Source organism: Candidatus Nanopelagicales bacterium, from assembly GCA_041393815.1.
Classification (GTDB): Bacteria; Actinomycetota; Actinomycetes; order S36-B12; family JAWKJK01; genus JAWKJK01.
On sequence record JAWKJK010000006.1, the window covers coordinates 113,389 to 137,786 of the forward strand.

Annotated in this window: 23 protein-coding genes and 1 tRNA gene; 12 read left to right on the forward strand and 12 right to left on the reverse strand. The window is 73.5% G+C overall.

Annotated elements, in window-relative coordinates:
- Position 1: 1 nt before the first annotated feature.
- The 5 genes from R2737_15855 to R2737_15875 are packed head-to-tail and all read left to right on the forward strand — an operon-like array spanning position 2 to position 4,065.
- Positions 2 to 967: a hypothetical protein gene (locus R2737_15855; GenBank protein MEZ5117735.1), complete on the forward strand. Its 966-nt coding sequence runs from the start codon at positions 2 to 4 to the stop codon at positions 965 to 967.
- Complete coding sequence (locus tag R2737_15860) at positions 964 to 1,533, forward strand: glucose-6-phosphate isomerase (GenBank protein MEZ5117736.1); 570 nt, start codon at positions 964 to 966, stop codon at positions 1,531 to 1,533. Before R2737_15855 ends, R2737_15860 begins: the two co-directional genes overlap by 4 nt.
- Positions 1,530 to 2,459, forward strand: a complete 930-nt coding sequence (locus R2737_15865; protein ID MEZ5117737.1) for a phosphoglycerate dehydrogenase — start codon at positions 1,530 to 1,532, stop codon at positions 2,457 to 2,459. Before R2737_15860 ends, R2737_15865 begins: the two co-directional genes overlap by 4 nt.
- Before the next feature lie 17 nt (positions 2,460 to 2,476).
- Complete coding sequence (locus R2737_15870; protein ID MEZ5117738.1) at positions 2,477 to 3,376, forward strand: MurR/RpiR family transcriptional regulator; 900 nt, start codon at positions 2,477 to 2,479, stop codon at positions 3,374 to 3,376.
- Between the two features lie 41 nt (positions 3,377 to 3,417).
- Positions 3,418 to 4,065 (forward strand): HAD family phosphatase, encoded by a 648-nt coding sequence (locus R2737_15875; GenBank protein MEZ5117739.1) that lies wholly within the window; start codon positions 3,418 to 3,420, stop codon positions 4,063 to 4,065.
- Between the two features lie 187 nt (positions 4,066 to 4,252).
- Here the strand turns inward: R2737_15875 and R2737_15880 are convergent.
- From R2737_15880 to R2737_15895, 4 genes are all read right to left on the reverse strand, one after another.
- A tRNA-His gene (locus R2737_15880) sits at positions 4,253 to 4,328 on the reverse strand.
- Between the two features lie 89 nt (positions 4,329 to 4,417).
- Positions 4,418 to 5,047, reverse strand: coding sequence for an oligoribonuclease (orn, locus tag R2737_15885; GenBank protein MEZ5117740.1), 630 nt, complete (start codon positions 5,045 to 5,047; stop codon positions 4,418 to 4,420).
- A gap of 21 nt (positions 5,048 to 5,068) precedes the next feature.
- On the reverse strand, positions 5,069 to 5,536 hold the full coding sequence (locus R2737_15890) for a CBS domain-containing protein (GenBank protein MEZ5117741.1): 468 nt from the start codon (positions 5,534 to 5,536) through the stop codon (positions 5,069 to 5,071).
- Positions 5,533 to 6,462 carry a universal stress protein gene (locus R2737_15895; GenBank protein MEZ5117742.1) on the reverse strand — a complete coding sequence of 310 codons (930 nt, stop codon included), beginning with the start codon at positions 6,460 to 6,462 and terminating at the stop codon, positions 5,533 to 5,535. Before R2737_15895 ends, R2737_15890 begins: the two co-directional genes overlap by 4 nt.
- A 194-nt stretch (positions 6,463 to 6,656) precedes the next feature.
- Here R2737_15895 and R2737_15900 point away from each other — a divergent pair, with 194 nt between their 5' ends.
- Positions 6,657 to 7,844 (forward strand): MFS transporter, encoded by a 1,188-nt coding sequence (locus R2737_15900; protein MEZ5117743.1) that lies wholly within the window; start codon positions 6,657 to 6,659, stop codon positions 7,842 to 7,844.
- Here R2737_15900 and R2737_15905 read toward each other — a convergent pair.
- The 4 genes from R2737_15905 to R2737_15920 all read right to left on the reverse strand — a co-directional run bounded on the left by R2737_15905 (position 7,835) and on the right by R2737_15920 (position 13,255).
- Complete coding sequence (locus tag R2737_15905; protein MEZ5117744.1) at positions 7,835 to 8,683, reverse strand: alpha/beta fold hydrolase; 849 nt, start codon at positions 8,681 to 8,683, stop codon at positions 7,835 to 7,837. The genes R2737_15900 and R2737_15905 overlap by 10 nt on opposite strands.
- Positions 8,684 to 8,712: 29 nt before the next feature.
- The gene (locus R2737_15910; GenBank protein MEZ5117745.1) at positions 8,713 to 9,699 is read right to left on the reverse strand and encodes a BadF/BadG/BcrA/BcrD ATPase family protein; all 987 of its coding nucleotides are present in this window, start codon (positions 9,697 to 9,699) and stop codon (positions 8,713 to 8,715) included.
- Entirely contained in the window at positions 9,696 to 10,964 is a 1,269-nt protein-coding gene (locus R2737_15915) for a 6-phospho-beta-glucosidase (GenBank protein MEZ5117746.1), read from the reverse strand. Before R2737_15915 ends, R2737_15910 begins: the two co-directional genes overlap by 4 nt.
- Before the next feature lie 557 nt (positions 10,965 to 11,521).
- On the reverse strand, positions 11,522 to 13,255 hold the full coding sequence (locus R2737_15920) for an HAD hydrolase family protein (GenBank protein ID MEZ5117747.1): 1,734 nt from the start codon (positions 13,253 to 13,255) through the stop codon (positions 11,522 to 11,524).
- Positions 13,256 to 13,397: 142 nt separating this feature from the next.
- Here R2737_15920 and R2737_15925 point away from each other — a divergent pair, with 142 nt between their 5' ends.
- On the forward strand, positions 13,398 to 13,934 hold the full coding sequence (locus R2737_15925) for a nitroreductase family deazaflavin-dependent oxidoreductase (GenBank protein ID MEZ5117748.1): 537 nt from the start codon (positions 13,398 to 13,400) through the stop codon (positions 13,932 to 13,934).
- Here R2737_15925 and R2737_15930 read toward each other — a convergent pair.
- Positions 13,918 to 15,429, reverse strand: coding sequence for an alpha/beta hydrolase domain-containing protein (locus tag R2737_15930; GenBank protein ID MEZ5117749.1), 1,512 nt, complete (start codon positions 15,427 to 15,429; stop codon positions 13,918 to 13,920). The two genes, R2737_15925 and R2737_15930, sit on opposite strands and share 17 nt — an antisense overlap.
- 60 nt (positions 15,430 to 15,489) lie before the next feature.
- On the opposite strand from R2737_15930, the gene R2737_15935 reads away from it, so the two are divergent.
- The gene (locus R2737_15935) at positions 15,490 to 16,017 is read left to right on the forward strand and encodes a hypothetical protein (GenBank protein MEZ5117750.1); all 528 of its coding nucleotides are present in this window, start codon (positions 15,490 to 15,492) and stop codon (positions 16,015 to 16,017) included.
- Positions 16,014 to 17,714: an NAD-binding protein gene (locus R2737_15940; GenBank protein MEZ5117751.1), complete on the forward strand. Its 1,701-nt coding sequence runs from the start codon at positions 16,014 to 16,016 to the stop codon at positions 17,712 to 17,714. Before R2737_15935 ends, R2737_15940 begins: the two co-directional genes overlap by 4 nt.
- Before the next feature lie 33 nt (positions 17,715 to 17,747).
- On the opposite strand, the gene R2737_15945 is transcribed toward R2737_15940, so the two are convergent.
- Together R2737_15945 and R2737_15950 are read right to left on the reverse strand one after the other, a co-directional pair.
- The gene (locus tag R2737_15945) at positions 17,748 to 17,951 is read right to left on the reverse strand and encodes a hypothetical protein (GenBank protein ID MEZ5117752.1); all 204 of its coding nucleotides are present in this window, start codon (positions 17,949 to 17,951) and stop codon (positions 17,748 to 17,750) included.
- 54 nt (positions 17,952 to 18,005) lie between these two features.
- The gene (locus tag R2737_15950) at positions 18,006 to 19,820 is read right to left on the reverse strand and encodes a DUF222 domain-containing protein (GenBank protein ID MEZ5117753.1); all 1,815 of its coding nucleotides are present in this window, start codon (positions 19,818 to 19,820) and stop codon (positions 18,006 to 18,008) included.
- A 221-nt stretch (positions 19,821 to 20,041) separates the two neighbouring features.
- On the opposite strand from R2737_15950, the gene R2737_15955 reads away from it, so the two are divergent.
- Together R2737_15955 and R2737_15960 are read left to right on the forward strand one after the other, a co-directional pair.
- Entirely contained in the window at positions 20,042 to 21,178 is a 1,137-nt protein-coding gene (locus R2737_15955) for a lipocalin-like domain-containing protein (protein MEZ5117754.1), read from the forward strand.
- A gap of 71 nt (positions 21,179 to 21,249) precedes the next feature.
- On the forward strand, positions 21,250 to 22,638 hold the full coding sequence (locus tag R2737_15960; protein MEZ5117755.1) for an MFS transporter: 1,389 nt from the start codon (positions 21,250 to 21,252) through the stop codon (positions 22,636 to 22,638).
- A gap of 178 nt (positions 22,639 to 22,816) precedes the next feature.
- Here R2737_15960 and R2737_15965 read toward each other — a convergent pair whose 3' ends face one another.
- On the reverse strand, positions 22,817 to 23,569 hold the full coding sequence (locus R2737_15965) for a DUF4386 domain-containing protein (GenBank protein MEZ5117756.1): 753 nt from the start codon (positions 23,567 to 23,569) through the stop codon (positions 22,817 to 22,819).
- Between the two features lie 124 nt (positions 23,570 to 23,693).
- On the opposite strand from R2737_15965, the gene R2737_15970 reads away from it, so the two are divergent.
- Complete coding sequence (locus tag R2737_15970) at positions 23,694 to 24,356, forward strand: TetR/AcrR family transcriptional regulator (GenBank protein ID MEZ5117757.1); 663 nt, start codon at positions 23,694 to 23,696, stop codon at positions 24,354 to 24,356.
- The last annotated feature ends 42 nt before the right edge of the window (positions 24,357 to 24,398 follow it).

Below are 24,398 nucleotides of genomic sequence, written 5' to 3' on the forward strand. Positions count from 1 at the left end.
CATGGTCGACCTGCCCCCGCCCGCCGACCGGCGGACCATGTACTTCGTCGGCGTCACCACGACCAAGTCGTCCATCATGAAGGTGTTCCCCGCCTGGGCGGACGCGCTCGCCCTGGACGCCGTGATACGCGGTATCGACCTACCACTGGATGACGATCCCGCGAACTACCGCGCCGTCGTCGAGTTCATCAAGACGGACCCGCTGTCGCTCGGGGCCCTCGTCACGACCCACAAGCTGAACCTGTACAAGGCCAGCAAGGATCTGTTCGACGGCGTCGGTCGGGAGACCGAGATCCTCGACGAGGTCAGCAGCATCAGCAAGCGTGGGAACCAGCTCTGGGGCCACGCCATGGACCCGCTCACCAGCGGGCTGTCGCTGGAGTCCATCGTCGGGCCGGGCTACTGGGGCCGCACCGGTGCGGACCTCATGCTGCTGGGCGCCGGCGGATCGTCGCTGGCCCTGACGCTGTGGCTGCACGAGAAGGCCTGCGAAGGCGCTGACGTGCCCGGTCGCATCGTGGTCACCAACCGTCGGCCGCACCGGCTCGAGGAGATGCAGCAGGTGCACGGCAGCATCGGCATGGCGATCCCGGTCGAGTACCACCAGGCGCCGACGCCGCCGGACAACGACGCGGTCCTGGCCGGCCTGGCCCCCGGGTCAGTCGTCGCGAACGCCACCGGACTGGGCAAGGACCGCCCGGGGTCCCCGCTCACCGACGCCGCCTCCTTCCCGCTGAACGGCGTCGCGTGGGACTTCAACTACCGCGGTGACCTGGTCTTCCTCGACCAGGCCCGCGCCCAGGAGCGCGACCACGGGCTCACGGTGGTCGACGGCTGGGAGTACTTCATCCACGGGTGGACCCGCGTCATCGCCGAGGTCTTCCACATCGACATCCCCACGTCGGGGCCGGACTTCGACCGGCTCTCGACGATCGCCATCAACGCCACCAAGGGAGCATCCGCATGACTGCCTCGACCCTCGTCGACTTCGACCTGCACACCGGCCTGTCCGCCACCAAGGAACCCCTGCGGCGCAGGCTCTCGGCGATGGCGGACATGTACGCCGACCAGGACGCCGTGCAGCGCCAGCTCGCCGAGGACGACGTCCTCGTCTACGAGTTCTTCGACATGGGCGTCCCCGAGACCTCCGGAGACGTTGCCTACGGCACGAGCATCACCCACCCCGGGAAGGTGGGCGACGAGTACTTCATGACCAAGGGCCACTTCCACACGGTGCTCGACACCGCCGAGGTCTACTACTGCCTGCGCGGCCACGGCTACATGGTGATGGAGAGCCCGGAGGGCGAATGGGAGGCACAGGAGCTCACGCCCGGGACGGCGGTCTACGTCCCCGGCCGCTACGCCCACCGCAGCGTCAACGTGTCCGCGACCGAGCCGCTCATCACGTTCTTCGCCTTCCCCGGCCACGCCGGCCACGACTACGGGACCATCGAGACGCAGGGCTTCCGCAAGCTTGTCGTCGAACGCGACGGCGCGCCCGCCTTCGTCGACAACCCGCGATGGAAGCAGTGACCGGACGCATCGCGGTCACACCGCGCTCCCTGTCGACCGGAGGCCACCCGGCCCTGCAGCCGCTGGTCGAGCGGGGCTACGAGGTCGTGTTCCCGGCGCCGGGCCGACAGCCGACGAGGGCCGAGCAGGACGCGGTGCTGCCGGGGTGCGTGGGCTACCTGGCAGGGGTGGAACCGGTGCCGGGGGAGTTGCTGCGCGCCTGCCCGGAGCTGCGGGTCGTGAGCCGGAACGGCGTCGGCGTGGACAACGTCGACACCGTGACGGCTGCGGAACTCGGGATCGCCGTCGAGCGGGCGGAGGGCGCGAACGCCGAAGGCGTGGCGGAGCTGGCCATGGCCCTGATCCTGGCGTGCATCCGGTCCGTCCCCATGTCGGACGCCGCCCTGAAGGCGGGGAACTGGGAGCGCCGCCGCGGCGTGGAGCTGCGAGGCCGAACTCTCGGGGTCGTAGGGACCGGTCAGATCGGCAGGCGGGTGGCCGAGCTCGGACTCGGGTTCGGCATGAGGGTGCTGGCCCACGACCTCGCGCCATCCCCCGAACTGGCTGCGCGGGACGAGGTGGAGTACGCCGATCTCGAGGCCGTCGTGTCCGGCTCCGACGTGGTGTCGCTGCACTGTCCACCGGGGGAGTCCCCGATCATCGACGCAGTGGCGCTCGCCGGGTTCCGCCGCGGCAGCTACCTGGTCAACACCGCGCGCGCCGGGCTCGTGGATGAGGCCGCCGTGGAGGCCGCCCTGGATGCGGGGATCCTGGCCGGCTTCGCGACCGACGTGTTCGCCGCCGAACCGCCCGCGCGACTCTCGCTGCTGGCCCGTCCCGACGTCGTGGCGACACCGCACGTCGGTGGCTTCACCGACGAGAGCGTCGAGCGCGCGACCCGGTCCGCGGTGGAGGGCATCCTCCGCGTGCTGGACTCCGCGGGCTGACGGGCGGGTCGTTCGCCGTGACCACGCGGGTAGGGGAAGGCGGTGCAGCACTACGGGTCGTCGCCACCAAGCTCCCGTACCTGGCCCCTGCCCTGCGGCAGGTGGGGGAGTACGTGCTGGAGGACCCGGGTCGCGCGCAGCACCTGACCATCACGGAACTGGCGGCTGCCTGCGGAGTCGCCGAGTCGACCGTGTCCCGCTTCGTACGCGAGGTGGGTCTCGCTCGCTACCAGGACCTGCGGATCGGTGCGGCCGAGACGGCCGTGCTCAACAGGCAGTCGTCCGCCGGCTCTCCCGAACCGTCGGTGTACGCCGGCGTGGCGCCGGACGACTCCCTGGGGGAGATCGCCACGAAGATCTCCGCCAGCAGTGAGCAGGCGCTGCGGCAGACCGCCAGCCTGCTGAACCTCGACGCACTCGACCGGGCGGTCTCCCTGATCGAGGCGAGCGACGTCGTCATGTTCGCCTGCATGGGGTCGTCCAGCCTGGCCGCCGAGGACGGGGTCATGCGGCTGACCCGGGCGGGCAAGAAGTGCATGCTCTTCCGGGACCAGAGCATCCAGGTGATGAGTGCCACCATCCTCGGACCCGACGATCTCGTGATCGGCATCAGCGACTCGGGTGAGTCGCTGCCGGTCATCGACGCCCTGCGACTGGCCCGTCGGCACGGTGCGAGCACCATCGCGATCACTGCGGGGGACGGCTCGTCGGTGATCGATCAGGCTGATGTCACGCTGTTCACCGCGCGTGGAACGTCCGTCGGCGAGCTGTACGGGGAGACGGTCACGTCGAAGTGGGGACAGGTCCTTGTCATGGACATGCTCTACGCCGCGTTCGCTGCCCGCACCTACGACCGCACCATGGCGCATCTGAAGGAGACCTACTCGGCCGGTATCCGGCACTCGAGGGCGCGTTGACCGGCTTCTCCTGGCAGATGCGGAGGGCCCGACGACGTGCGGTGGCCGTCGTGTTCGACCTCGACGGCACGCTGGCGGACAGCGAGCACCTGTCCGGCGCCGCGTGGGATCGAGTGCTCGCTGGGTACGACGTCGTGCGGACGGGCGAGGACGACCGGGCGGTCACGGGACTGTCCTTCGCGGCGACACGAGACCACTTCGCCCAGCGGACCGGGACTCTGCCTAGTGCTGCTCAGTTGTGGCCCCAGTACTCGGACCACTTGCTGGCATCCCTGCGCAAGGGTGTACAGCCGTTTCCCGACGCCGTCGCGCTTCTCCTGTCGCTGACGAAGCGCCGCATCCCGGTCGCCCTCGCCAGCTCCAGCCCGCGATCGAGGGTGACGGCGACCCTCCAAGGGATGGGCCTGTCGGCGCTGGAGCCGAGGTCCGTCGCCGGCGACGAGGTGCCCCTGGCCAAGCCAGCGCCCGACGGCTTCCTGGCGGCGGCGCGGCTGCTCGGCGTTCCGGCGTACGAGTGCATCGCGGTCGAGGACAGCACTCCCGGAGTTATCGCCGCCCGGGCGGCCGGGATGGCCGTCGTGGCGGTGAGGCGTGCGCCGTGGGCGGACCTGAGCGACGCGACGGAGGTGGTCGACGCCCTCACGCCGACGACGCTGGATCCCTACCTCCGGAACCCCGGGCAGGCATGACACCCCCTGCCCGGGGGAGAGCCCACGATCCACGTTCGGGCTGGCGCGGCCCCGGTGCAAATGTGAGTCGAACGGTTGCTTCCGGGGCGGGCGAGCACGGGGTAGCGACCCGTCGGCTCACATCTGCGCAGAATCTCAGAGCGGAGTTGATCTTCCGCGGAAGATCAACTCCGGCGCTCTGGACGCGTGGGGTGAGTGACGGGACTCGAACCCGCGGCCACCTGGACCACAACCAGGTGCTCTACCAGCTGAGCTACACCCACCAAGGTGCCGCGGGATCGCCGCGGCCGCAGCAGTGTACCCGCGCGCGGGCCCACCTCCGAACCGGCGGAGGGCGGGCCGGGGCCAGGGACTACTGCGCCTCGGTCCCGTGGTCGACGACGTGGCCGGCGGCGAGGGTGCGGGCGGTCGACGAGTCCGGCCCGGGCTGGGGGAGCAGGACGGCGTCGCGGTAGTAGCGCAGCTCGGCGATGGACTCGCGGATGTCGGCCAGCGCGCGGTGGTTGCCGGTCTTGGGCGGGGCCGCGAAGTAGACCCGCGGGTACCAGCGGCGGACCAGCTCCTTCACCGACGACACGTCCACCAGCCGGTAGTGCAGGTGCGCGTCCAGCTCCTGCATGTCCCGGGCCAGGAAGCCGCGGTCGACGTACACCGACGAGCCCGCCAGCGGAGCCCGCCGCGCCTCGGGGACGTGCCCCCGGACGTAGTCCAGGACGATCCGCTCGGCGTCGGCCAGCGGGATGCCGCCGGGGATGTCCTCCAGCAGGCCGGAGGACGTGTGCATCTCGCGTACGACGTCCGGCATGCCGGCCATGGCGGCCTCGTCCGCGGGCCTGATGACGACGGACACGCCCGCGTCGAGCTCGGTCAGGTCGGCCTCGGTCACGATGCAGGCGATCTCCACGAGCGCGTCGGACGACAGGTCCAGACCCGTCATCTCGCAGTCGATCCAGACCAGCCGGTCCTGGGAGCGGTCCGCCATGGGGCGAACCCTATGCGTCGGCTACCCGTCGGATGCGGCCAGCCACCGCACCAGGTCGATGCAGGTGAGCAATCCCACCAGCCGGCCCGCGTCGTCCAGCACCGGAGCGGCCTCTGCGCCGTACCCGGCGAGCGTCCGGGCGGCGTCCTCCGGGGACGTGTCCGGGTGCACCGACACCAGCGGCCCGCGCAGCAGCAGTTCGCCGACGCGCCGGTGCTCGAGGTGCTCCGGGGTGAGCGGGAGCTCGGCCAGCAGGCCGCGGTCGGAGACCATCCCCAGCGGCGCGCCCTCGGGGTCGGTGACCACGAGGTGGTGCAGGCCGGAGACGAACATCAACTGCCAGGCGTCCCACAGCGTCTCGTCGGTGGACACCGTGAGCACGTGCGGGGACATCAGGGTCCGCACGGTGGGCCGGGCCGGCGCGACCCGGCGCGCGCGTGGCGTGGCCGGGTCGGCGGCGCGGTCCCCGGCGCCGGGCTCCGCGGTCACGTGTCGTCCTCCCCGACGTGCGCCGGGCGGACGACGGCCACCGGGCAGTCGACCTTGTGGATCACGGCGTGGCTCACCGAGCCCAGCAGCGCGCTGAGGAACTCCCCGCGCCCGTGCGACCCCACGACGACCAACGAGGCGTCCGCCGCGGCGTCGACCAGGATCTTGGCGGCGGGGCCCTCGACGACACGCTGCTCGACCTCGACGTCGGGGTACGACTCGCGGTAGCCGGCCATCGACTCCGCCGTGAGCCGCAGCTCGTCGTCCTCCACCTCGGTGAGGGCGTCGATGGGTACGGCTCCCGGCATGGCCAGGGTGTCGTACGGCGGGACCTGCCAGGCGTGCACCGCCAGCAGCGGCAGCCCGTGCCGGCTGGCGTAGTCGAACCCGAAGCCCAGGGCCGCGCGGGCCAGCTCGGAGCCGTCGACGCCGACGAGGACGGGGCCGTCGGGCTTCTCGGGGACCCCGCGCACGATGACGACGGGGCAGTCGGCGTGGGTCGCGGTCTGCACGCCCACCGAGCCCAGGATCAGGCCGCGGAAGCCGCCGTGACCCCGGCTGCCCACGACGACCAGGTCGGCGTCGCGGCTGGCCTCGAGCAGGACCGCGGTGGGGGATCCCACCTGCACCAATGCCTCGACCTCCACGCCGGGGGTCCGCTCAGCCGCCTCCTGCGCCGCCTGCTGCAGGACCTCGCCCGCCGCGGACTGCAGGTCGTCGACGGCGCCGAGGTCCACGGGGACGGCGTAGCCGAGCGCGGACGTCGGTGTCGGGGGCATCACCGCGTGCAGGAGCACGACGGGCACTCGCCGAAGGGCTGCCTCGGCCATCCCCCAGTCGAGGGCGGCCTGCGCGGGTGCCGAGCCGTCGTAGCCGACGACGAGGGCGCCGGCCGGGTTGGCCGCCGGGTCCGTGGTCTCGGTCATGGTCCCCGTGCTCCTCCCGTGCGGTCAGCCCGGTGCCGGTCGGGCCCGGGGCGACGCTTCATCGCGGCCCGGGTGTGCCGGGTCGCATCGGACGAGCCTCACCGCCGCACTCCGCGCCCAGGCAGGGCACCAGGACCCGTGCCGCCGGGACCAACGGCCCGAAACATGCGCGACCCGGTGGCTAGCCTTCGACCGTGGGGTCGTACGCCGTCGCGCTGCGGCTCCCGGGGGCCCGACCGCTGTTCGCGGCCGGCATGGCGGCGCGGATCGGGTTCGGTGCGCTCACCCTGCCCGCGCTGCTCGTCCTCGCCGAGCGCTACGACGGGTTCACCGTGGCCGGGATCGCGCTGGCCGGCTTCGGCCTCACCTCCGGCCTGCTGGCCCCGCTGCGCGGCCGGGTGATCGACCACCGTGGCCGGGTCGCCCTGGTGGTCCTGACGGTCGCCTTCGTGGCGCTGCTGGCGCCGGCCCCGTGGCTGCCGTCGTCGATGCCGTGGCTGGTGGTGGCGGTGGCGACCCTGGCCGGTGCGGTGGCCCCGCCGGCGGCGGCGGTGACCCGGCGCGGCTGGACCGCGCTGCTGGGGGACTCGCCGGACCCGGTCCGGACCGCGGCGTTCAGCGTCGACTCGGTCGGCGAGGAGTCGGCGTACGTCGCCGGGCCGGCCCTGGCCGCGCTCGGCATCGCCGTGGTGGGCCGGGAGGCCGCCTTCCTGGCCGCCGTCGGCCTGGTGGCGACGGGGTCGCTGATCCTGGCCGGCCGGACCCTGGGGCGGCGACGCCCTGACGAGACCCGTACGCGTCCGGTGCCGCTGGCCGGACCGGCTCGCGCGACCGTGGTGCGCGCGGCTCTGTCGGTGACCGGGCTCGGCGCGGTCATCGGCCTGGTCGACACGGCGGTCCCGGCCCTGACGTCCGCCGCCGGGGCGGCGGCCCTCGGCGGAGTCCTGCTCGCGGTCTACACGCTGGGGAGCGTCATCGGGGTACTCGTCGCGGGGCGGATCCCGGCGGCGGACCCGGACCGGCGCCGCGTGCTGCTCGGCCTGGTGCAGGTGGTGGCGCTGCTACCGCTGCTCGTGGTCAGGGAGCCGCTGCCGCTGGCGATCGCACTGGTCGTGGCGGGCCTGCCGCTGGGCCCGTTGTTCGTGACCTGCTTCCTCTTGGTGGACCGGGACGTGCCACTGGCGGCGGCCACGCAGGCGTACGCCTGGGTGACCACGGCCGGCAACGCGTTCGGCGCGCTGGCGATGGCGCTCGCGGGGGTGCTGGTGGACCGGGTCGGCGCCGGCGCGGTCCTCATGCTCACGCCGCTCGCCGCCGCGTTGAGCGGGATCCCCGCCGCGCTGTGGACCCGCACCGGACGGGGAGCACCCCGTCAGGCCTGAGCCACCACGTGCGCCACGGCGTCGGCGACGGCGACGGGTGCCAACTCGGGGATCCAGTGACCGACGCCGGGCAGCACGTCGAGGCGGAACGGGGCGTCGACGTACCGCGGCGTCCGGTCGACTCCGGCGCGGGTGATGGCCACGTCGGCGTCGCTCCACAGCAGCGCAGTCGGGACGCGGACCGATCCGCCGCCCTCCCCGGGTCGCTGCAGAGGCAGCGCCCGGTACCACCCGAGCGCGGCGGTGAACGCCCCCGGCGTCGACAGGAAGTCGGCGTCCCGCTCGGCGCGCGCCGGATCCAGCCCGGTGTCGACGAGCATCCGGACGAGGCGCCGTCGGCCGGACGGGTGCGCCGGGTCCAGCGCGCGCTCGGCCAGCCCGGGGAGCTGGAAGGCGCCCATGTACCAGGAGTGCCAGGCCTGCGAGGACGTGAGCGCGGCGGTGACGAAGGCCCGCGGGTGCGGGATCGACACCGACACCAGGCTGCGGACGAGGTCCGGTCGGCTCTGGGCGGTCGCCCAGGCGACCGCGGCACCCCAGTCGTGGCCGACCAGGTGGACGCCCCGGTCGACGCCGCCTCCGGTGCGGCTGGCAGCGACGACTGCGGCCACGTCGTCAACGAGCTCGGCCATCCGGTAGTCGCGGCGTCGGGTGGGCCGGGCGCCGGGGGAGTACCCGCGCTGATCCGGGGCCAGGGTGCGCAGGCCGAGCCGGTGCAGCCGCGGGGCCACCTCGTCCCATGCCGCGGAGTGCTGCGGGAACCCGTGCAGCAGAACGGCGATCGGGCCGTCGAGCGGCCCTTCGTCGCGTACGTCGAGCACGAGTCCCGACCGCGCCACCCGGGAGATGCGTGCGGGATCCGCAGCGGTCACTCGTCCGCCAGCCCGCGGGCTGCCTCGGCCAGCGCCGTGTCGTCCACGCCCGCATCCCGCAGTGTCAGCAGTGCCGCGCCCAGCACGGGGGACCGCTGCACGACCGTGGGCACCGCGTGCGGCGCGAGGGTGATCAGGGTCCGGCGCACGGCCGCCATCAGCCGGGCGTCCCCGGAGGCGAGGATGCCGCCGCCGAGCACGACCGGGACGCGCCGGGTGGTCAGTCCCAGCCGGCCGAGCAGGGCGCCGGCGAGCAGGGCTACCTCGTGGCCCTGCCGCTCGACCAGGCTGCGGGCCACCCGGTCGCCGGCGGAGGCCAGGGCGAACACGTCCGGGATCCGGTCCCACCACGTCTCCACCGACAGTCGCCCGAGGTGCACGTCCACGGAGACGTCATGGACCGAGTCCCGTCCGGTCCATTCCAGCAGCGCCTGCCGCAGCGTCGTCTCCGGTCCGCGACCGTCCTCGGCCCGGGCGGCGTGCCACAGCACCGCGTCCGCCAGACCGCTCCCGCCGCCCCAGTCGCCCGACACGCGCCCCAGCGACAGCACGCGCTCGCGGGCTCCGTCCGCGCGCACCGCGGCGGCGTTGATCCCCGTACCGCAGACCACGACCGCGGCGTCGGCGGCGTCGGTCCCGGTGCGCAGCAGGGCGAACACGTCGTTGTCCACGGTCAGGCGCTCGCGGGCCCACTCGGTGCGGGCCAGGGCGGCGGTCAGGTCTGCGGTCTCCTCCTCCAGGTCGACCGCCGTGAGGTAGCAGCCCGCCACGGCCACGTCGCGGGGCGTGCGCGCGGTCGAGCCCAAGGCCCGCGACACCGTCTCGTCGAGGACCTGCACGGCCACCTCGATGCCGAGCTGGTGGTGGGAGCAGCCCGGTCCGCGGGCGCGGCCGAGCACGTAGCCGGACGGCAGGTCGAGGACGACCACGTCGGTCTTGCTCGCGCCCCCGTCGACGGCGAGGGCCACCCGGGCGGTGCTCATGCGCGGCTCCAGGGCAGGAGGTCGGCGTTGCGCGCGATCAGGTCGTCAGCGAGCCTCTCAGCCAGGTCGTACTGGCCGACCAGCGGGTGCGCCAGCAGTGCCGTGACGACGCGGTCCCGTCCGCCCCGCAGCGCCGCCTCGACCGCGAGCCCCTCGTACGCGGCCACGTGCGCGATCAGCCCCGCCAGGTCCGGCGGCAGCGGGTCGACCGGCAGCGGGTGCGCACCCGACGGGTCGACCCTGCAGGGGACCTCGACGACGGCGGCGTCCGGGAGGAACGGCAGCGTCCCGTCGTTGCGCACGTCGACGACCTGCACCTCGGGGGTGTCCCGTCCGGACCCGACCAGTCGGGTCGCGAGGTCGAGCGCGGCGTCGGAGTAGTGCGCCCCGCCGCGCTCGGCCAGCAGCGGCGGCGGGGACGAGACTGTCGGGTCGGCGTACGTCGTCAGCAGGTCCCGCTCGATCTCGCGCACGCGCTCGGCCCGGCTCGGGGCGGTGCGCTGCTCGGCGACCACCCGGTCGTGCTCGTAGAAGTAGCGCAGGTAGTACGACGGCACGCTGCCCAGCAGCGTCAGCAGGTCCGGGGGGAGCTCGACCCGGGCGGCGATCGCATCCCGGTGGTCCGCCAGCAGGCCGGGCAGCCGGTCGCTGCCGTCGACGACGACGGACCGCTCCCAGGTCAGGTGGTTGAGGCCGACGTGCCCGAGGCGGACCGCGCCGGAGTCGACGCCGAGCAGTTCGGCGAACCAGCGGCGGAAGCCGATGGCCACGTTGCACAGGCCCACGGCGCGGTGTCCGACGTCGAGCAGCGCGCGGGTGACGATGCCGACCGGGTTGGTGAAGTCCACGATCCAGGCGTCGGGGGCGCGTCGCCGCACGGTCTCGGCGACGTCGAGCACGACGGGGACCGTCCGCAGCGCCTTGGCCAGGCCGCCGGCGCCGGTCGTCTCCTGCCCCACGCACCCGCAGGCGAGCGGGAACTCCTCATCGGACACCCGGGCGTCCTGGCCCCCGACCCGCAGTTGCACGAGCACGGCCTGCGCGGAGTCGACCGCGGCGTCGAGGTCGGTGGTCGCGTGCAGGGCGACCCCGGAGTCGGCCGTGGCCAGCATCCGGCCCGCCATCCCGGCGAGGACGGCGAGGCGGTCGGCGTCGGTGTCGTGCAGGACCAGCTCGCCCACCGGGAGCGTGGCGTGGCGGCGGACCAGGCCGTCCACGAGCTCGGGCGTGTACGTCGAGCCGCCGCCGACGACACAGATCCGCATGTGGATGATTCTGGGGACAACCTGGGTGTTGTCGCAGCCGTTCTGGGGACAACATGGGGACGACGTGTGCATGACGGGACGTTGGACCCATCTTCCGGAAAATGTTCGCCGAAACCCTTGCGCGCCAACGGATCGAGCGACTAGAACTACGCCTACGCCGACGGGGTCGGCGGGCCCCCGGGCCACAGGGAGCGAGCCGGACGGCGCAAGCCGCGAGGGGAGCGACCGGGCCGGTCGGAGGCGGAGCGCCGGGCTTGCTCGTGCGAACCGCATAGGACGACGGGGACTCCGGGCCGAGAGGCGCGGAGCGTGCCGGGACCGGGAGACCGGGACCGGGGCGGAGCTCGCGGAGCCCGACGGGGAGTGTCGCGAGCGACGTCGAGACGTGCCGGTCCGCCGGTGGCGCAGTCGCCGCACGTGACGCGAGGCGGGCCCCTCGATCTCATACATCGAGGGGCCCTTCCTCGTGTCGGGGCTGTTCCTCGCGGTGCGACTCCTGGCGGTGCGACTCCTGGCGGTGCGACTCCTCGCGGTGCGGCCGTCGCTCCGGCTGGGGGCTACGCCGGGTAGCGCGCCGCGACGGCCGTGACCAGCCGGTCCCGGGCCGTGTCGGGCGGAAGATGCCCGGCTGCCACCGCCCGCTCGACCTCGGCCACCTGGTCGGCGAGCACCCGGTCGCGGAACACGCCGCGGATCCACCGGGCCAGGTCCCCGCCCTCGGCGTGGTGCCGGATCACGCTCGCCTCGCAGTCGCGCAGCACGTCGCACAGCTGGCGCATGCTCCCGGCCGTCCCGGCGGGCCGGTCCCGGCCGTCGCGGAAGTGGAAGCGCCGGTCGGTGCGGACCTGCTGGGTGGCGTACTTGTGCCGGTGCCGTACGTAGCCGCTGACCGGCTGGGGCACGGTCACGGGCACGACTCCTCCGTACTCGGGGGCTGCCGCGAGCAGCACCTGCTGCGGCGACAGCCGCGACAGCCGGCGGCCGATCTCGTCGGCGGGGGCACCGGAGACGGCGGCGGCGGCGTGGAGCGTCTCGGCGGACGCCCAGCCGGCCAGCGGCACGACCACGACGGCGTCGGTCGCGGCCAGGACCTCCGGGGCGAGGGAGCCGGGCTGCCAGGTGACCAGGCAGCAGCCGCGGTCCCCGGACAGGGCCCTGTCGGCGAGCTGCGCGCTGTGGTCGGCCAGGGACTGCGCCTCGTCCAGGAACAGCCAGTGCGGCAGCCCGGTCTCGCGTCGCGCGTCGTGGACCGCGGCGATCAGGTGCGGCAGGTAGTCGCGGGTCTCGGCCGGGCTGAGCGAGGACAGGTCGAGCACGACGCTGGAGAAGCGGTGCGCGCAGCGCTGGACGATGCGGTCCGGGGCCGGCAGCCCGTCCCGGGCGTCGACGGCGACCACGCCGCGCAGCCGGGCCAGTCCGCCGTGGTCGCCCTCCGGGTCGACGAGCAGGACCGAGTAGTGCAGCGCGGTGAGGCGCTCCGCCAGCAGACCCGCGACCGCGCTCTTGCCGGCCCCGGACTCGCCGCACACCAGCAGGTTGACCTGCGAGGACGGCAGTTCCACGGGGGTGCCGTCGGGACCGGTCCCCAGCACCAGGCGCCACCGGCCGGAGTGCACCCGTCCCGTGCCCTGCAGCAGCGGGCCGTCGAGCAGGTCCCGGACGCCGTCGCCGGCGGGGCGGTCGAGAACGACGTCCGCGTGCCGCTTGAGCGCGGGAACCGCGTTGCCGACGGCGACACCGATCTCGCAGACGTCGAGCAGCGGGTGGTCGTTCTCGGCGTCGCCGATCCCCAGCGCACTGTGGTGCGAGATGCCCAGTTCGCCGAGGGCCTCGTAGACGCCGGTGCCCTTGGTGACCCCCGCGGGGAGGACCATGAGGGCGGCGCGGTTGTAGACCAGCTGCGCGTCCAGGCCCAGGACGCGGATCTCCCGGAGCACCGCGACGGCGTGCTCGGACCAGGTGGCCAGCAGCACCCGCCCCTGCCGGAAGGGGATGCCCGCGGTGCGCAGGGCCTCGGGCAGCACCGGGTCCAGCGGGGCGGTCAGTGGGCGGTCCTCGCCGCGGTGGCGCAGGACCGCGCCGTTCTCCGCGACGATGGCGTCGACGTGCTCGTCCACATCCGGGAAGTCCTCGACCAGTTCGGACAGGATCCGCCCGGTGACCAGCAGGACCGTGACTCCCGCCGAGCGGACCTGGGCGCGCGCCGCCAAGACCTCGGGTTCGGGACGTCGGCCGTGGGTGCTCAGGGTGCCGTCGAAGTCGGTCGCGACGACCCGGATGAATCCCGCCATGCCTCCTCCGGCGTGGATCGCGTCCCCGTTGGCTGCAGGTGTGCCCTCTCGTGCCTACTGCCATGGTCGGTGACGGGTGGCTGCGGGGGGAGGGTCGGACGGCCGTCGCGGCGTGCGGTCGGGAGGCGTAGCGTCGACGGACGTGACCGACCAGCCCGAGTCCGGGCAGACCCCGCAGCCGAATGCCCCTCAGCCGCCGCGGCCGGGCGCGCTGCAGGCCCGGCTGTTCCGGGCCCCCGTGAAGCTCTACCAGGCGCACCTCGGCTTCGTACTCGGCGGTCGGTTCCTGATGATCACCCATGTGGGGCGGAAGTCCGGCCTCACCCGGCGCACCGTGGTCGAGGTGGCCCGGCACGACCCCGACGTGCCCGAGTGGTACGTGGTGTCCGGGTTCGGTCCGCGGTCGGACTGGTTCCGCAACCTGCAGGCCAACCCGGCCCTGCGCATCGATGTCGGCACCCACCACTTCGTGCCCGAGCAGCGGTTCCTCGGCGTGGCCCAGACGGAGGAGCTGCTCCGCGACTACCAGCGCCGGCACCCGCGCGCGGCCAAGGAGCTCGGGAAGCGGCTGCTGGGAGCGGACTTCGACGCGTCGCCGGAGAGCCTGCACTCACTGGCCGAGCGGATGCCTGCCGTGGCCTTCCGCCCGGCGCCCGACGCGGTCAGCGACGAGGAATGACGACCTTCTTCGCCGCCGCCACCAGCGCTGCGCGGTCCTCGCGCAGCAGGTAGCCGGTCCGGACGTCGGCGGCGGTGGAGGCGCGCACCTTCGTCACGTACCGCGCGGTGGTGCCGTAGCGGGTGGCCTGCTTCTTCGCGGAGAAGGGGGTCTGGGCGCCGGTCAACCCGCAGAACAGCGCGCCCGGGCTCGTCGGTGCGTAGCGGGCCAGAGGCACGTCCATCGGGGCGATGCGGACGCCGCCACGGGCGTTGCCGTCGCGGTCGCGCAGCACCCGGTCCCCGGACAGGGCGATCCGCGGCGCGGTCGGTGGTGCCGCGCCCCCGGAGGCCCAGCGGTCGAGCCGGTCCAGGGCCGCGTGCCAGACGTAGCGCACCGGGAAGCGCGTGACGGTGGTCGGGGGGCGCCACTGGCAGTCGGTGGAGATGGACAACGGGAAGTCACGGGCGATCAGGTCCAGTGACTGCAGCGAGGCCCACTCGTCGTTGTGCGCCGAGCCGGCGACCTCCCACAGGCGGAAGCGGTCGGTGGTCGTGTCGGCGTCCGGACGTCGCACGAGGGGGCTCGAGGACACGTCGGTCTCGGTCTGCAGGTTGAGCACCGGTGTACCCCCGCCGGCGAGCCGCAGCTGGGCGTCGGTGGTGGACGTGGGGTCCGTCGACCACCCCAGGTTCGTGGCGCGGGCCGACCGGGAGACCACGAGGAACCCGTCGTACACCTGGGCCCTGGGGTGGATCGCGTTGACGTAGGTGACGGCGTACCCGGCCATCTGGGACTGGCCGGTCAGGTACGTGCGGCCCACGTCGTACCCGCGCAGCGGGTCGCCGTCCGCGCCCGAGCCGACCAGGGCACCTACCTGGCTGACCAGGTCCCAGGCGAGCGAGGGGTCGCGGTTGCCGGTGAACCCGGCCTCCACGGCGGCGGGGGTGCGCAGGTTGAGCCCGAGCCCGGCGTAGCGGCGCGGGTCGCGCTTGAAGGCGTTGAGGGCGGACAGCCCGGTCTGCTGGACGGTGAGCCCGACGTACGCCCAGCCGTCGCGCAGCAGGTAGCCGTGCGCCTGCTGCCAGGCGACGTCGAGGTCCAGCTGCGCGGTGGTGTTGAGCATCTCGACCAGGACGCGGCCGTTGAAGTCCGCGGGGTCCTTCGGGAGCCGGACCAGCATCCGGCTGCGGTACGCGCCTTCGGGGGACGGGGGGGCCGGCGAGGCGGACACCTCGGTGCTCGTCCCCGTGTACGCGTACACCTGCGGATCGGTGAGCGTGACGCGGTACTCACGCTCCACGTACCCGGCGGCCCTGAGGTCCTGCAGCGCAGCCCCGAACGGCGTCGTCCGGCCCGTGATGGGCTCGACCGTCGGCATCGGGGTGCCCTCGGCGCGCGGGGTGGCCGCGTCTGCGGCGGACGGCACCGCCAGCGTCGCGGACACGGTGGCGAGCGCGGTCACGGCGGCGAGCGCGGTGGCGAGCAGCGGGTGAGCGGTGCGTCGGTTCCTCACGAGGCACGATCCTGACCGGGAACCGCCGGTCCCGCACCCCGGAACGGCTAGCGTCCCGCCATGCCCGAGACAGCCGCGGTGCGCGTCGGTGTCACCGGCCACCGGGACCTGGCGGCCCCGGACGCCGTCGCTGCGGCGGTGGACACGGTCCTGTCGGAGCTGGCCGGCGGCGCCCCGGTCACGGTGGTGACGTCGCTGGCGGAGGGCGCGGACCGGCTGGTCGCAGGACGGGCCTTGGCGCGCGCCGGCGGGGCGATCGAGGTGGTGCTGCCGTTGCCGGTCGAGGACTACCGGGCCGACTTCCCGGGGTCGGCCGAGGAGTTCGCGGGCCTGCTCGCTGTGGCCGCCTCGGTGCAGGTGGTAGCGGGTGCCGCGGCGGGCTCGCGCGAGGCCGCGTACATGGCGGCGGGGCGTGCGGTCGTCGACCGCTGCGACGTGCTGCTTGCCCTGTGGGACGAGGAGCCGGCGCGCGGCCATGGCGGCACGGCCGAGGTGGTCGCGTACGCCCGGGACCGGGGACGGCGCGTCGTGGTCGTACCGGTGGTGCGTGCGGGTCAGACTGCCTCGTCCGAGGAGGGGGCGTCATGAAGCTGCTCGACTCGCCGAGGCGGCGGTGGTACCTGCTCGCCGCCGGTTGGGTGGCGCTGCTCGTCCTCGGCGTCGGCGGGTTCCTCCAGCAGTCGCAGGAGGGCGACCTCGACCGCTCGTTCCTCGACAACGTCTACCTCACCCTGCAGCTCGCGGCACTGGACTACTCCGGCGGTTCGAGCGACATGAACTGGCGGCTGCAGATCGCCCGGTTCGTGGCGCCGGTGATGGCCCTGGGCACGGTGCTGCAGGCGGCGTCGGTGGTGTTCCGGGACGAGTACGTCCGGTGGCGGATGCGCTTCCTGAAGGGGCACATCGTGGTGTGCGGGCTCGGACCGGCCGGGTCGCGGCTGGCCGAGGCGCTGGCCCGGGAGGGGCAGCGCGTCGTCGCGGTGGAGCCGAGTCCGGGAGCTCCGGGGGCGGCCACGGTCCGCGACCACGACATCCCGGTGCTGTTCGGGTCGCCGTCGGACCCCGACGTGCTGCGCGCGGTGCGCGCGGACCGGGCGGCCCGAGTGGTGGCGCTGACCGCCACCGATGCGGGCAACGTCGCGGTCGCCGCGGCCTGCCGCCAGGTGTCGCGGGACCCGCACCAGCCGGCGCTGCGGTGCTCGGTGGCACTGGCGGACTCCGATCTGGTGGAGCTGTTGCGCGGCGGGGAGCTCGGCGGGACGACGTCGGTGCGGGTGGAGTTCTTCAACCTGCATGCGCGGGCGGCGCGGGCTCTGCTCGCGGAGGCGCCGGCGTTCGGCGACGGGGCGCGGGTGCCGCACGTCGCGGTCCTGGGGCTGGGTCGGCTCGGGCGGGGCATCGTGGTCGCGGTCGCGCAGCAGTGGGCCGAGGTGGGGTCGGGTCCGCTGCGGCTGACGCTGGTGGATCGCGACGCGTCGGGTCGGCTGGAAGCGCTGCGGCTGCAGCATCCTGCGCTGTCGGCAGCCATCGATGCGCACTGCCTGGACATGGACCTGGATGCGCCGTCGGCGGAGGCGGTGGACGCGTTCACCCGCATGCTGCGGGAGGACCGACCGACGATGGTGGCGGTGGCGTTCGACGACGAGTCGTTGGCGCTGTCGACCGGGATCTTCGTGCACCGGACCGTGGACGACCCGTCGGTGCCGGTGGTCGTGCGGACCGACGCCGACACCGGCATCAGCGCGATCGTGGCGGCGCACGGGGACGAGCCGGAGCCGTTCCCCGGGCTCGTGCTGTTCCCGTTCCTGGACCGCGCGTGCTCGCCCGAGGTCGTGGAGGGCGGGGTGCGCGAGCAGCTAGCGCGGTCGCTGCATGAGGACCACACGGCGCGAACCGGGAGCGGCGCGGGACTTCATCGGGCGTGGCGGGAGCTGAGCGACGACGAGCGCGAGTCGAGTCGGCGGGCGGCGGACGGGGTCGTGGACGGGCTGGCGGGGCTCGGGTACGAGCTCGTGCCGCTGCGCCGCTGGGGTGTGGTGACGGTTTCGCTGAGCGATCGCGACGTCGACCTGCTGGCGGCCGCGGAGCACGAGCGGTGGCGGTCGGAGCGGACCAGGGCCGGGTGGACGTACGGCCCGGTTCGCGACGACGCCACGCGGCAGAACCCGCTCCTCGTCCCGTGGGGGGAGCTGGAGGAGTCGGCCCGGGAGCAGAACCGGGAGGGGATCCGTGCGATGCCGGCGCTGTTGGCGCGCGCGGGTTTCGAGGTGTCCCGCGCTGCGTGACCGGCTTCTTGACCGCGGTTTCGGTCCGGCCGGCTACGCGGTGGCGAACCGGAAGTAGAACGCCCCCGATAGCAGGACGACTCCGACGTTCGCGGCGAGTCGCTCCCAGGTCCACGTCGCGTCGCGGAAGAACAGCAGGTCCATTCCGACGATCACGACGACCATCACCAGCACCCAGAGGACCGTGACGCCCGAGCCGCCCATCCGGTGACTCCTCTCGCCCTTCCGCGAGGCCATGGCCGTCATGCTGACAGGTCCCTCGCAGCGGTCGCGAGCCGGCGAGCCGCGGCGTCAGGCCGCCAGGTGTGCGGTGAGCCAGGTCTCGAGTGCGCTGACCGGCGGGTCAGTAGTGCACTCGTCGGGCGGCGGGGGTCCGGTGTCCCAGATGGGGTCCGGGGGTGTGGGGTAGGTGTGGCCGGTGGGGCTGGTCCAGCGGATCCGCCCGCTGCCCGGATCGGGCGACGCTTCCCAGGTCGTGTGGGTCTTGATCCGGTGATGTCGCCGGCACGCGGGGTGCAGGTTCGCGGCGGTGGTATTCGCTCCGTTGAACTCGGTGGCGTGGTCGAGGTCGGTGTGCACCGAGGGGATGGTGCAGCCGGGGAACGTGCAGGTGGTGTCCCGCGCCGTGACCAGCTCGCGCAGCCGGTCCGACGGCCGGTAGCGGGTGCCGCCGGTGGCGACGAGTCGGCCGTGGTCGGTGAGGAACGCCCGCCAGGTGTCTGCGCCGGCGGCGAGTTCACGGGCCAGGGGTGCGGGGACCCAGCCGTGGCCGGGGACCCAGCCGGGGTTGTCGGCCAGCCCGAGCAGGGTGGGGGCGTCGACGATGACGACCGCGGACGACCACGACCTGCCCCGCCCGACGCCGGTCCCGGCTCCCGCGCTGCCACCGGCAGGTGTCGTCGCTGCGGCCGCACCGGCTCCGGTTCCTGCGCCGGTGCCCGATCCTGCGTTGGCACCAACGCCCGCGTCGGCCCCGGAGCCTGCGTCCGTGGTCGTGCCGGTGTCCAGGCCGAGGTGCCGGGCCAGCAGGCGGGCGGCTTCGATGACGGCGTCGGCGCGCAGCGCTTCCAGGGTGGTGTCGGGGTGGTGCGGGCAGCCGAGCTGGTGCGTCCGGTCGGTGTCCGGCTGGGCGCTGGCACCGGTGCTGTGAACCCCGGTAGCGCGGTGTCCGCGCAGGGCGGCGAGGGTGCCGACCAGCCCGGCCGATCCGACTGAGCCGGCAGACCCGGTCCCGCCCGTGCGGGTGCCGGTGTCGCGGGGGCAGGTGCAGGGGCCGAGCAGGGCGGTCAGGTCCGCGGCGGGGTCCTTCAGCTGGTTCTGGCGGGTGCGGGCCCAGGTGTCGAACTGCCGCCACGCCCACGACGCCATCGGCTGGGAGGCCTCCAGGGTGATCTTGGCGCGGAAGTCCGGCAGCGCACTGATGCGCAGCGAGCGTTCCCGGCGCCTCTTCTTCGCCCGGTCCGCCGCGGCGGCGGCATCCATCTTGAGGATGGTGCGGCGGATGCGGTGCCGCAGCCGGCCCGGGGTCTCCTCCGCGTACCGCGACGGCTGCCCGTCCGCGTCCGGGAGGGTGTCGGCCACGACGACCTGCACGACTGTCTCGGTCAGGTCGGGGGAGAGTTCGGCGGTCTCGGACACGACCGCGGACAGGTGCCCGTACCCCCAGGCACCGGTCTCCAGCATGCCGGCGACCGGGGCCCCGGGGCCGGCGAGGAACCGGGCCGTGTGGATCCGGTCCGACGCCGCGACGGTAGACAGTCGGCAGGCGGCGGCGACCTCGGCGTGCCGGGCCTCCTCGGCGCACTCGAACGGCCCGAAGGGCAGCGCCTCCCCGGACTCCTCGAGCTGGTCCGGGTCCGGGTCACGTGCCGGCTCGGGCCCGGCGACCGGGAGGATCGCCGCGTACGACCGGGCGGTCACCCACGCGGCCTGCGCCTGCCACGCGGTCAAGAAGGTCACTCGGTCGTGACCGCACAGCGCGTCGGGGTCGATCTGCTCCAGCAGCCCGATCGCCACCGGCCCGGGCCCCACCGCGACCGCCTGCGCGAGCAGGGCGGCGTCCCACGCGCGGGAGGTCCGCGGACCGGGAACCACGGGATCGAACATGTGTACGAGTCTATCGGACCGGTCCGACACCGCGCAAGACCCTGGGCACACGAAATCCGTTACGCTGCAGGCGAAACGCGCCCGCACCCCCGGAGGGGTGAGGCAATCCGCGAGTGCCCCCACACCGCCCCGGGCCGCCCCCGTGAACCGCTGCGCGTGCCGTCGAATCGCCACACCCCGCGCTCCGCTACCGTCCGGCACACCGACGAGAGGGGTCCCCGGTGACCGAGCACGACATCCCCGTGACGACCGCCCTGCGCCAGCAGTTCGCGGACGAGGGCGCCCAGCAGTGCCGCGACCTCGGCCTGGACGAGCACCACGTCGCGCCGTGGGAGGACGGCTTCCGCACGGCGGACGAGGCGCATGCCTTCGAGTGGTGGTACTTCGACGCCCAGTTCGACGACGGGTCCAACCTCGTCGTCACGTTCTCCACCAAGCCGCACACGCACCCCGAGGGCCCGCTGCTGCCGCAGCTGCTGGTCATCCACCGCACCGCCGACGGCACCTCGACGAAGCGCACGATCTCCTACGCCGCCGAGGACTTCCGGGCCGCGAGCGGCCGGGACGCCACCTGCGACGTCGCGATCGGCCCCAACACCGTCACCGGTGACCTGGCGACCTACGACCTGCACGTCGAGACCGACGACCTGGCGGTCGACCTGCGGATCGAGCGCAAGGCTCCGTCCTGGCGACCGAGCTCCGGCTACAGCTACTTCACCAAGGACAACAGCAAGTACCTCGCCTGGGTCGTACCCATCCCCTACGGCACCGCTTCCGGCACCGTGACCCCCAAGGGTGCAGAACCCCAGCAGGTCAACGGGTTCGCCTACCACGACCACAACTGGGGCAACGCCCTCATGGGCGACAACCTGGACCACTGGTACTGGGGGCGGGCGCGGGTCGGTGACTACTCGGTCATCTACGTGCAGATGACGACCGCGAAGGTGTTCGGTCTCGGCGGCATCCACCTGCCGGTGTGGTTCCTCGCCAAGGGCGACGACGTGGTCACCGACGACGGCCTCTCGCTCACCCTGGAGCTCGGTCCGACGACGGAGGGGCCCGGAGGCCAGGACTACCCGACAGCCCTCACCTGGCGGTGGCGACGCGACGCCGCGAACGACGCCGAGGGCGACCCTGACGGCTACGGCGAGATCACGCTCACCGTCGACGATGTCACGCTCATCGAGGTCCTCGACATGACCGAGGACATGCCGGAGTGGAAGCGGCGCGTGACCCACCTGTTCAAGAACCCGCTGTACTACGACTTCGACGCGCACGCCCGGCTGGACGTCGACTACCGCGGCGTGCGCGAGACGGTCACCGGCCGCACCCTGTTCGAGAAGATGATGTTCCGCTGAACCCCGGGCATCCCCGGGTCTGAGGCGAAGTCCTCCCAAGGCCCGCCGCCGGGCGGCTAGCGTCCGGACGGATGACGGACTCAACGGCACCGGTCGCGACCGAGGGACGGCTGCGCCGGATCAGCATCGCGGTGTCGCTCGGGCTGTTCGCGGTCAACCTGGACTTCTTCGCGATCCAGACCGCCCTGCCGTCCGCGGCCGTTGACCTCGGCACCACGCCCACTCGGCTCCAGTGGGCGGTCAGCGGCTACCTGCTCTCCCTCGCCTGCTTCCTCATCGTCGGCGGCCGGCTCGCGGACATCTTCGGGCGCAAGACATTCCTCCTCGCCGGGGCCGTCATCTTCGGGGTGACGTCGCTGCTCGGGGGCATGGCGCCGACACCCTGGTGGCTGATCGCGATGCGGGTGCTGCAGGGCATCGGCGGGGCGCTGCTGTTCCCCGTCGGTCTCTCGGTGATCACCAACGCGTACCCCCCGCAGCGCGTCGGCCGTGCCATCGGGGTCGTGTTCGGCGTATCCGCGGTGGGCACGGCGCTCGGACCACTGCTCGGCGGCGCGATCACTCAGCTGCTCAGCTGGCGCTTCGTGCTGTGGCTCAACGTCCCAATGGCCGCGGTCGTGTTCGTCATGACCCTGCGCGACGTCTCCCAGTCGCGCGACCCGGATGCCCCCCGGAGCATCGACTGGTGGGGCCTCCTGCTGGTCGTGCTGTCCGTGGGTTCCTTCACGTACGGCATCGACGCCGCCGGCCGGGTCGGGTGGGGGTCGCCGGGGTCCTGGGTCTTCGTCGCGGCCGGCATCCTCGGCTTCGTCGTGGTCGTGCTGGTGGAGCTGCGGGTCCGCGTCCCCCTGCTCGACCTGGCCCTGTTCCGCATCCGCGAGTTCACCGTCATGGTGCTCGCCGGGGCCGCGGCCAACATGACCGCCCTTGCCACCATCTTCGCGTCGATGACCTTCCTGCAGTCCGTACGCGACCAGAGCGCCCTGGTGGCCGGCCTGGCGTTCCTGTCCTTCTCCATCCCGTACGCCGCCGGCAACCAGCTGTCCGGCCGGCTGGAGCGGTTCCCGTCCTGGGCGGTCATGGCGGTCGTGCTCGTCATCGGCGGCGCGGGCACCGTGGTGATGGGCCTGGTCGACTCGCTGCCGCTGTTCTTCGTCGCGGCGGCCTTCAGCGGCCTGGGCCTCGGCGTCGGCTGGGCCTACTCGAGCATCGTCACCCAGGCGGTCGTGCCGCCGGGGGAAGCGGGCCTGGCCTCGGGCATGGTGCTCACGGTCCTCATCGGGCTGGGAGGTGTGGCCATCGCGGTGGCATCGACCGTGATCGAGTCGCGGTCGGGAAGCGCGGCGTCCATGACCGGCGCCATCGATGCGACGCTGATCGGATTCGGCATCCTCGCGCTGGCAGCGGCGGCCGTCGTGGCGCTGCTCGGCCGGCGCGGAGCGCAGCGACCCGCCCCCTGACCGGACGGTCTGCCCACCGGCCGTGGCGCAGGTCGCGGGCGGCCGGAACGCCCGGTGCCCCGGCCGCCGGAGCGACCGGGGACACCGAGCGCGGCGGTGCGCGAGGCGACGGCGACGACGACGCGACGTGGACGCACGGGCCCCCCGTCCCGCGCGACCCGTCGCCGGGATGCGGGGACTATCCCACCGCCACCGGCACGGGGGAGGACCCCGTGATCCGGGTGGCAGATCCCCGACCGGCCCGGGCCAGCAGCCACAGCGCGAGCCACATCTCCCCGACCATGCTCGGGAGCGCGACCATGGCCAGGAAGGCGTCGGCGTAGTCGGCGTACGAGGTCATCAGCGCGTGGGCGAGCGTGTCGACGACGTACGCCAGGCCGGCGACGACCAGGACGATCCCGAGCGCGCGGGGGGCCAACCGCGACGCGACGAGCACGCCGCCGACGACCACCAGGTGCAGGCCGAAGGCGACCAGGCCGATGAGCCAGGTCCAGTCGAACGCCTGCAGCAGCAGCGTGACCTGCGCCTCGCGCTGGCCCTGGTCGAAGGCGGTCATGAACTCCTCGCCCCCGGTGACCGCGATCGCGCCGGCCCAGAAGACCAGCGCCACCCCGAGGAAGACCGTGTACACGATGCGGAACCACGCGGCGAGCAGCGACAGGGCGGGGGCGACCGGGCGCAGCACCAGGTAGAGCCCCCAGGCGATCGCGACGTCGAGGACGAAGACGGCCAGGAACGCGATCAGGCCGGCGCGGAACAGCGTCTCGGACTCGGCCACGTTCGCGTACGTGGCGGCGGCGTCGTCGGGCACCACGAGGCTGCCGCGGACGACGAAGTTGGCGACCACCGCCAGCACGAAGATCGCCAGGTAGCCGACGCCGGCGACGAGCGCGGCCCGGCGCGGCGGGGTGTCGGTCAGGGTGCGGTGCATGGCTCCTCCTCGAACCTGCTTCTTACGTTGTAAGGCTGATGTCCGAGGACCGTACCGTACGTTGTAAGGTATGGCAAGGCCGTCCTCCCTGACGCCCGCTCGCAGCACCCGCCGGAGGTCCCCGATGAGCACCGCCCGACGCACCCGCCCCGCCCTGGACGCGGACCGCATCTGCCGTGCGGGCGTGGCCCTGGCGGACCGGGACGGGATCGACGCGCTCACGATGCGCGCGCTGGCCAAGGACCTCGGCGTCGAGGCGATGTCGCTCTACTACCACGTCCCCAACAAGGAGCGGCTGCTCGACGGGATGGTGGACGTGGTGGTCGCCGAGATCGCGCTGCCCGACGTCCACGGCGACTGGCGGGCCGAGACCCGGCGGCGCGCCGTCTCCGCGCACGAGATGCTCACCCGGCACCCGTGGGCCGCCGCGCTGATGGAGTCGCGCACCACCCCGGGGCCGGCGGCGCTGCGCTACTACGACGCCATGGTCGGCTGCCTGCTCAACGCCGGCTTCCCGATGGTGCTGACCGCGCATGCGCTGTCCGCGATCGACGCGTACGTCTACGGATTCGGCCTGCAGCAGATGAGCCTGCCGTTCGAGGGCGAGGAGGACATCGCCGAGGTCGCGGAGAGCGTGATGGCCCAGTTCCCGGTCGGCGACTTCCCCTACCTCGCCCGGATGATCACCGAGCACGCGCTGCAGCCGGGCTACCGCTACGCCGACGAGTTCGCCTTCGGCCTCGACCTCATCCTCGACGGGTTCGAGCGGCTGCGTGCCGACGCGTAGCCGGGGGCGGACTCCCCCCGACCAAGCGGCCGCCCGGGGGCG

Bases quoted from the DNA above. Each gene is read 5' to 3' on its own strand.
- R2737_15950 (MEZ5117753.1), bottom strand. From the start codon at position 19,820: ATGTTCGATCCCGTGGTTCCCGGTCCGCGGACCTCCCGCGCGTGGGAC.
- R2737_15960 (MEZ5117755.1), top strand. From the start codon at position 21,250: ATGACGGACTCAACGGCACCGGTCGCGACCGAGGGACGGCTGCGCCGG.
- R2737_15915 (MEZ5117746.1), bottom strand. From the start codon at position 10,964: ATGCGGATCTGTGTCGTCGGCGGCGGCTCGACGTACACGCCCGAGCTC.
- R2737_15860 (MEZ5117736.1), top strand. From the start codon at position 964: ATGACTGCCTCGACCCTCGTCGACTTCGACCTGCACACCGGCCTGTCC.
- R2737_15970 (MEZ5117757.1), top strand. From the start codon at position 23,694: ATGAGCACCGCCCGACGCACCCGCCCCGCCCTGGACGCGGACCGCATC.
- R2737_15965 (MEZ5117756.1), bottom strand. From the start codon at position 23,569: ATGCACCGCACCCTGACCGACACCCCGCCGCGCCGGGCCGCGCTCGTC.
- R2737_15920 (MEZ5117747.1), bottom strand. From the start codon at position 13,255: ATGGCGGGATTCATCCGGGTCGTCGCGACCGACTTCGACGGCACCCTG.
- R2737_15895 (MEZ5117742.1), bottom strand. From the start codon at position 6,462: ATGACCGAGACCACGGACCCGGCGGCCAACCCGGCCGGCGCCCTCGTC.
- R2737_15945 (MEZ5117752.1), bottom strand. From the start codon at position 17,951: ATGGCCTCGCGGAAGGGCGAGAGGAGTCACCGGATGGGCGGCTCGGGC.
- R2737_15855 (MEZ5117735.1), top strand. From the start codon at position 2: ATGGTCGACCTGCCCCCGCCCGCCGACCGGCGGACCATGTACTTCGTC.
- R2737_15940 (MEZ5117751.1), top strand. From the start codon at position 16,014: ATGAAGCTGCTCGACTCGCCGAGGCGGCGGTGGTACCTGCTCGCCGCC.
- R2737_15910 (MEZ5117745.1), bottom strand. From the start codon at position 9,699: ATGAGCACCGCCCGGGTGGCCCTCGCCGTCGACGGGGGCGCGAGCAAG.
- R2737_15935 (MEZ5117750.1), top strand. From the start codon at position 15,490: ATGCCCGAGACAGCCGCGGTGCGCGTCGGTGTCACCGGCCACCGGGAC.
- orn (MEZ5117740.1), bottom strand. From the start codon at position 5,047: ATGGCGGACCGCTCCCAGGACCGGCTGGTCTGGATCGACTGCGAGATG.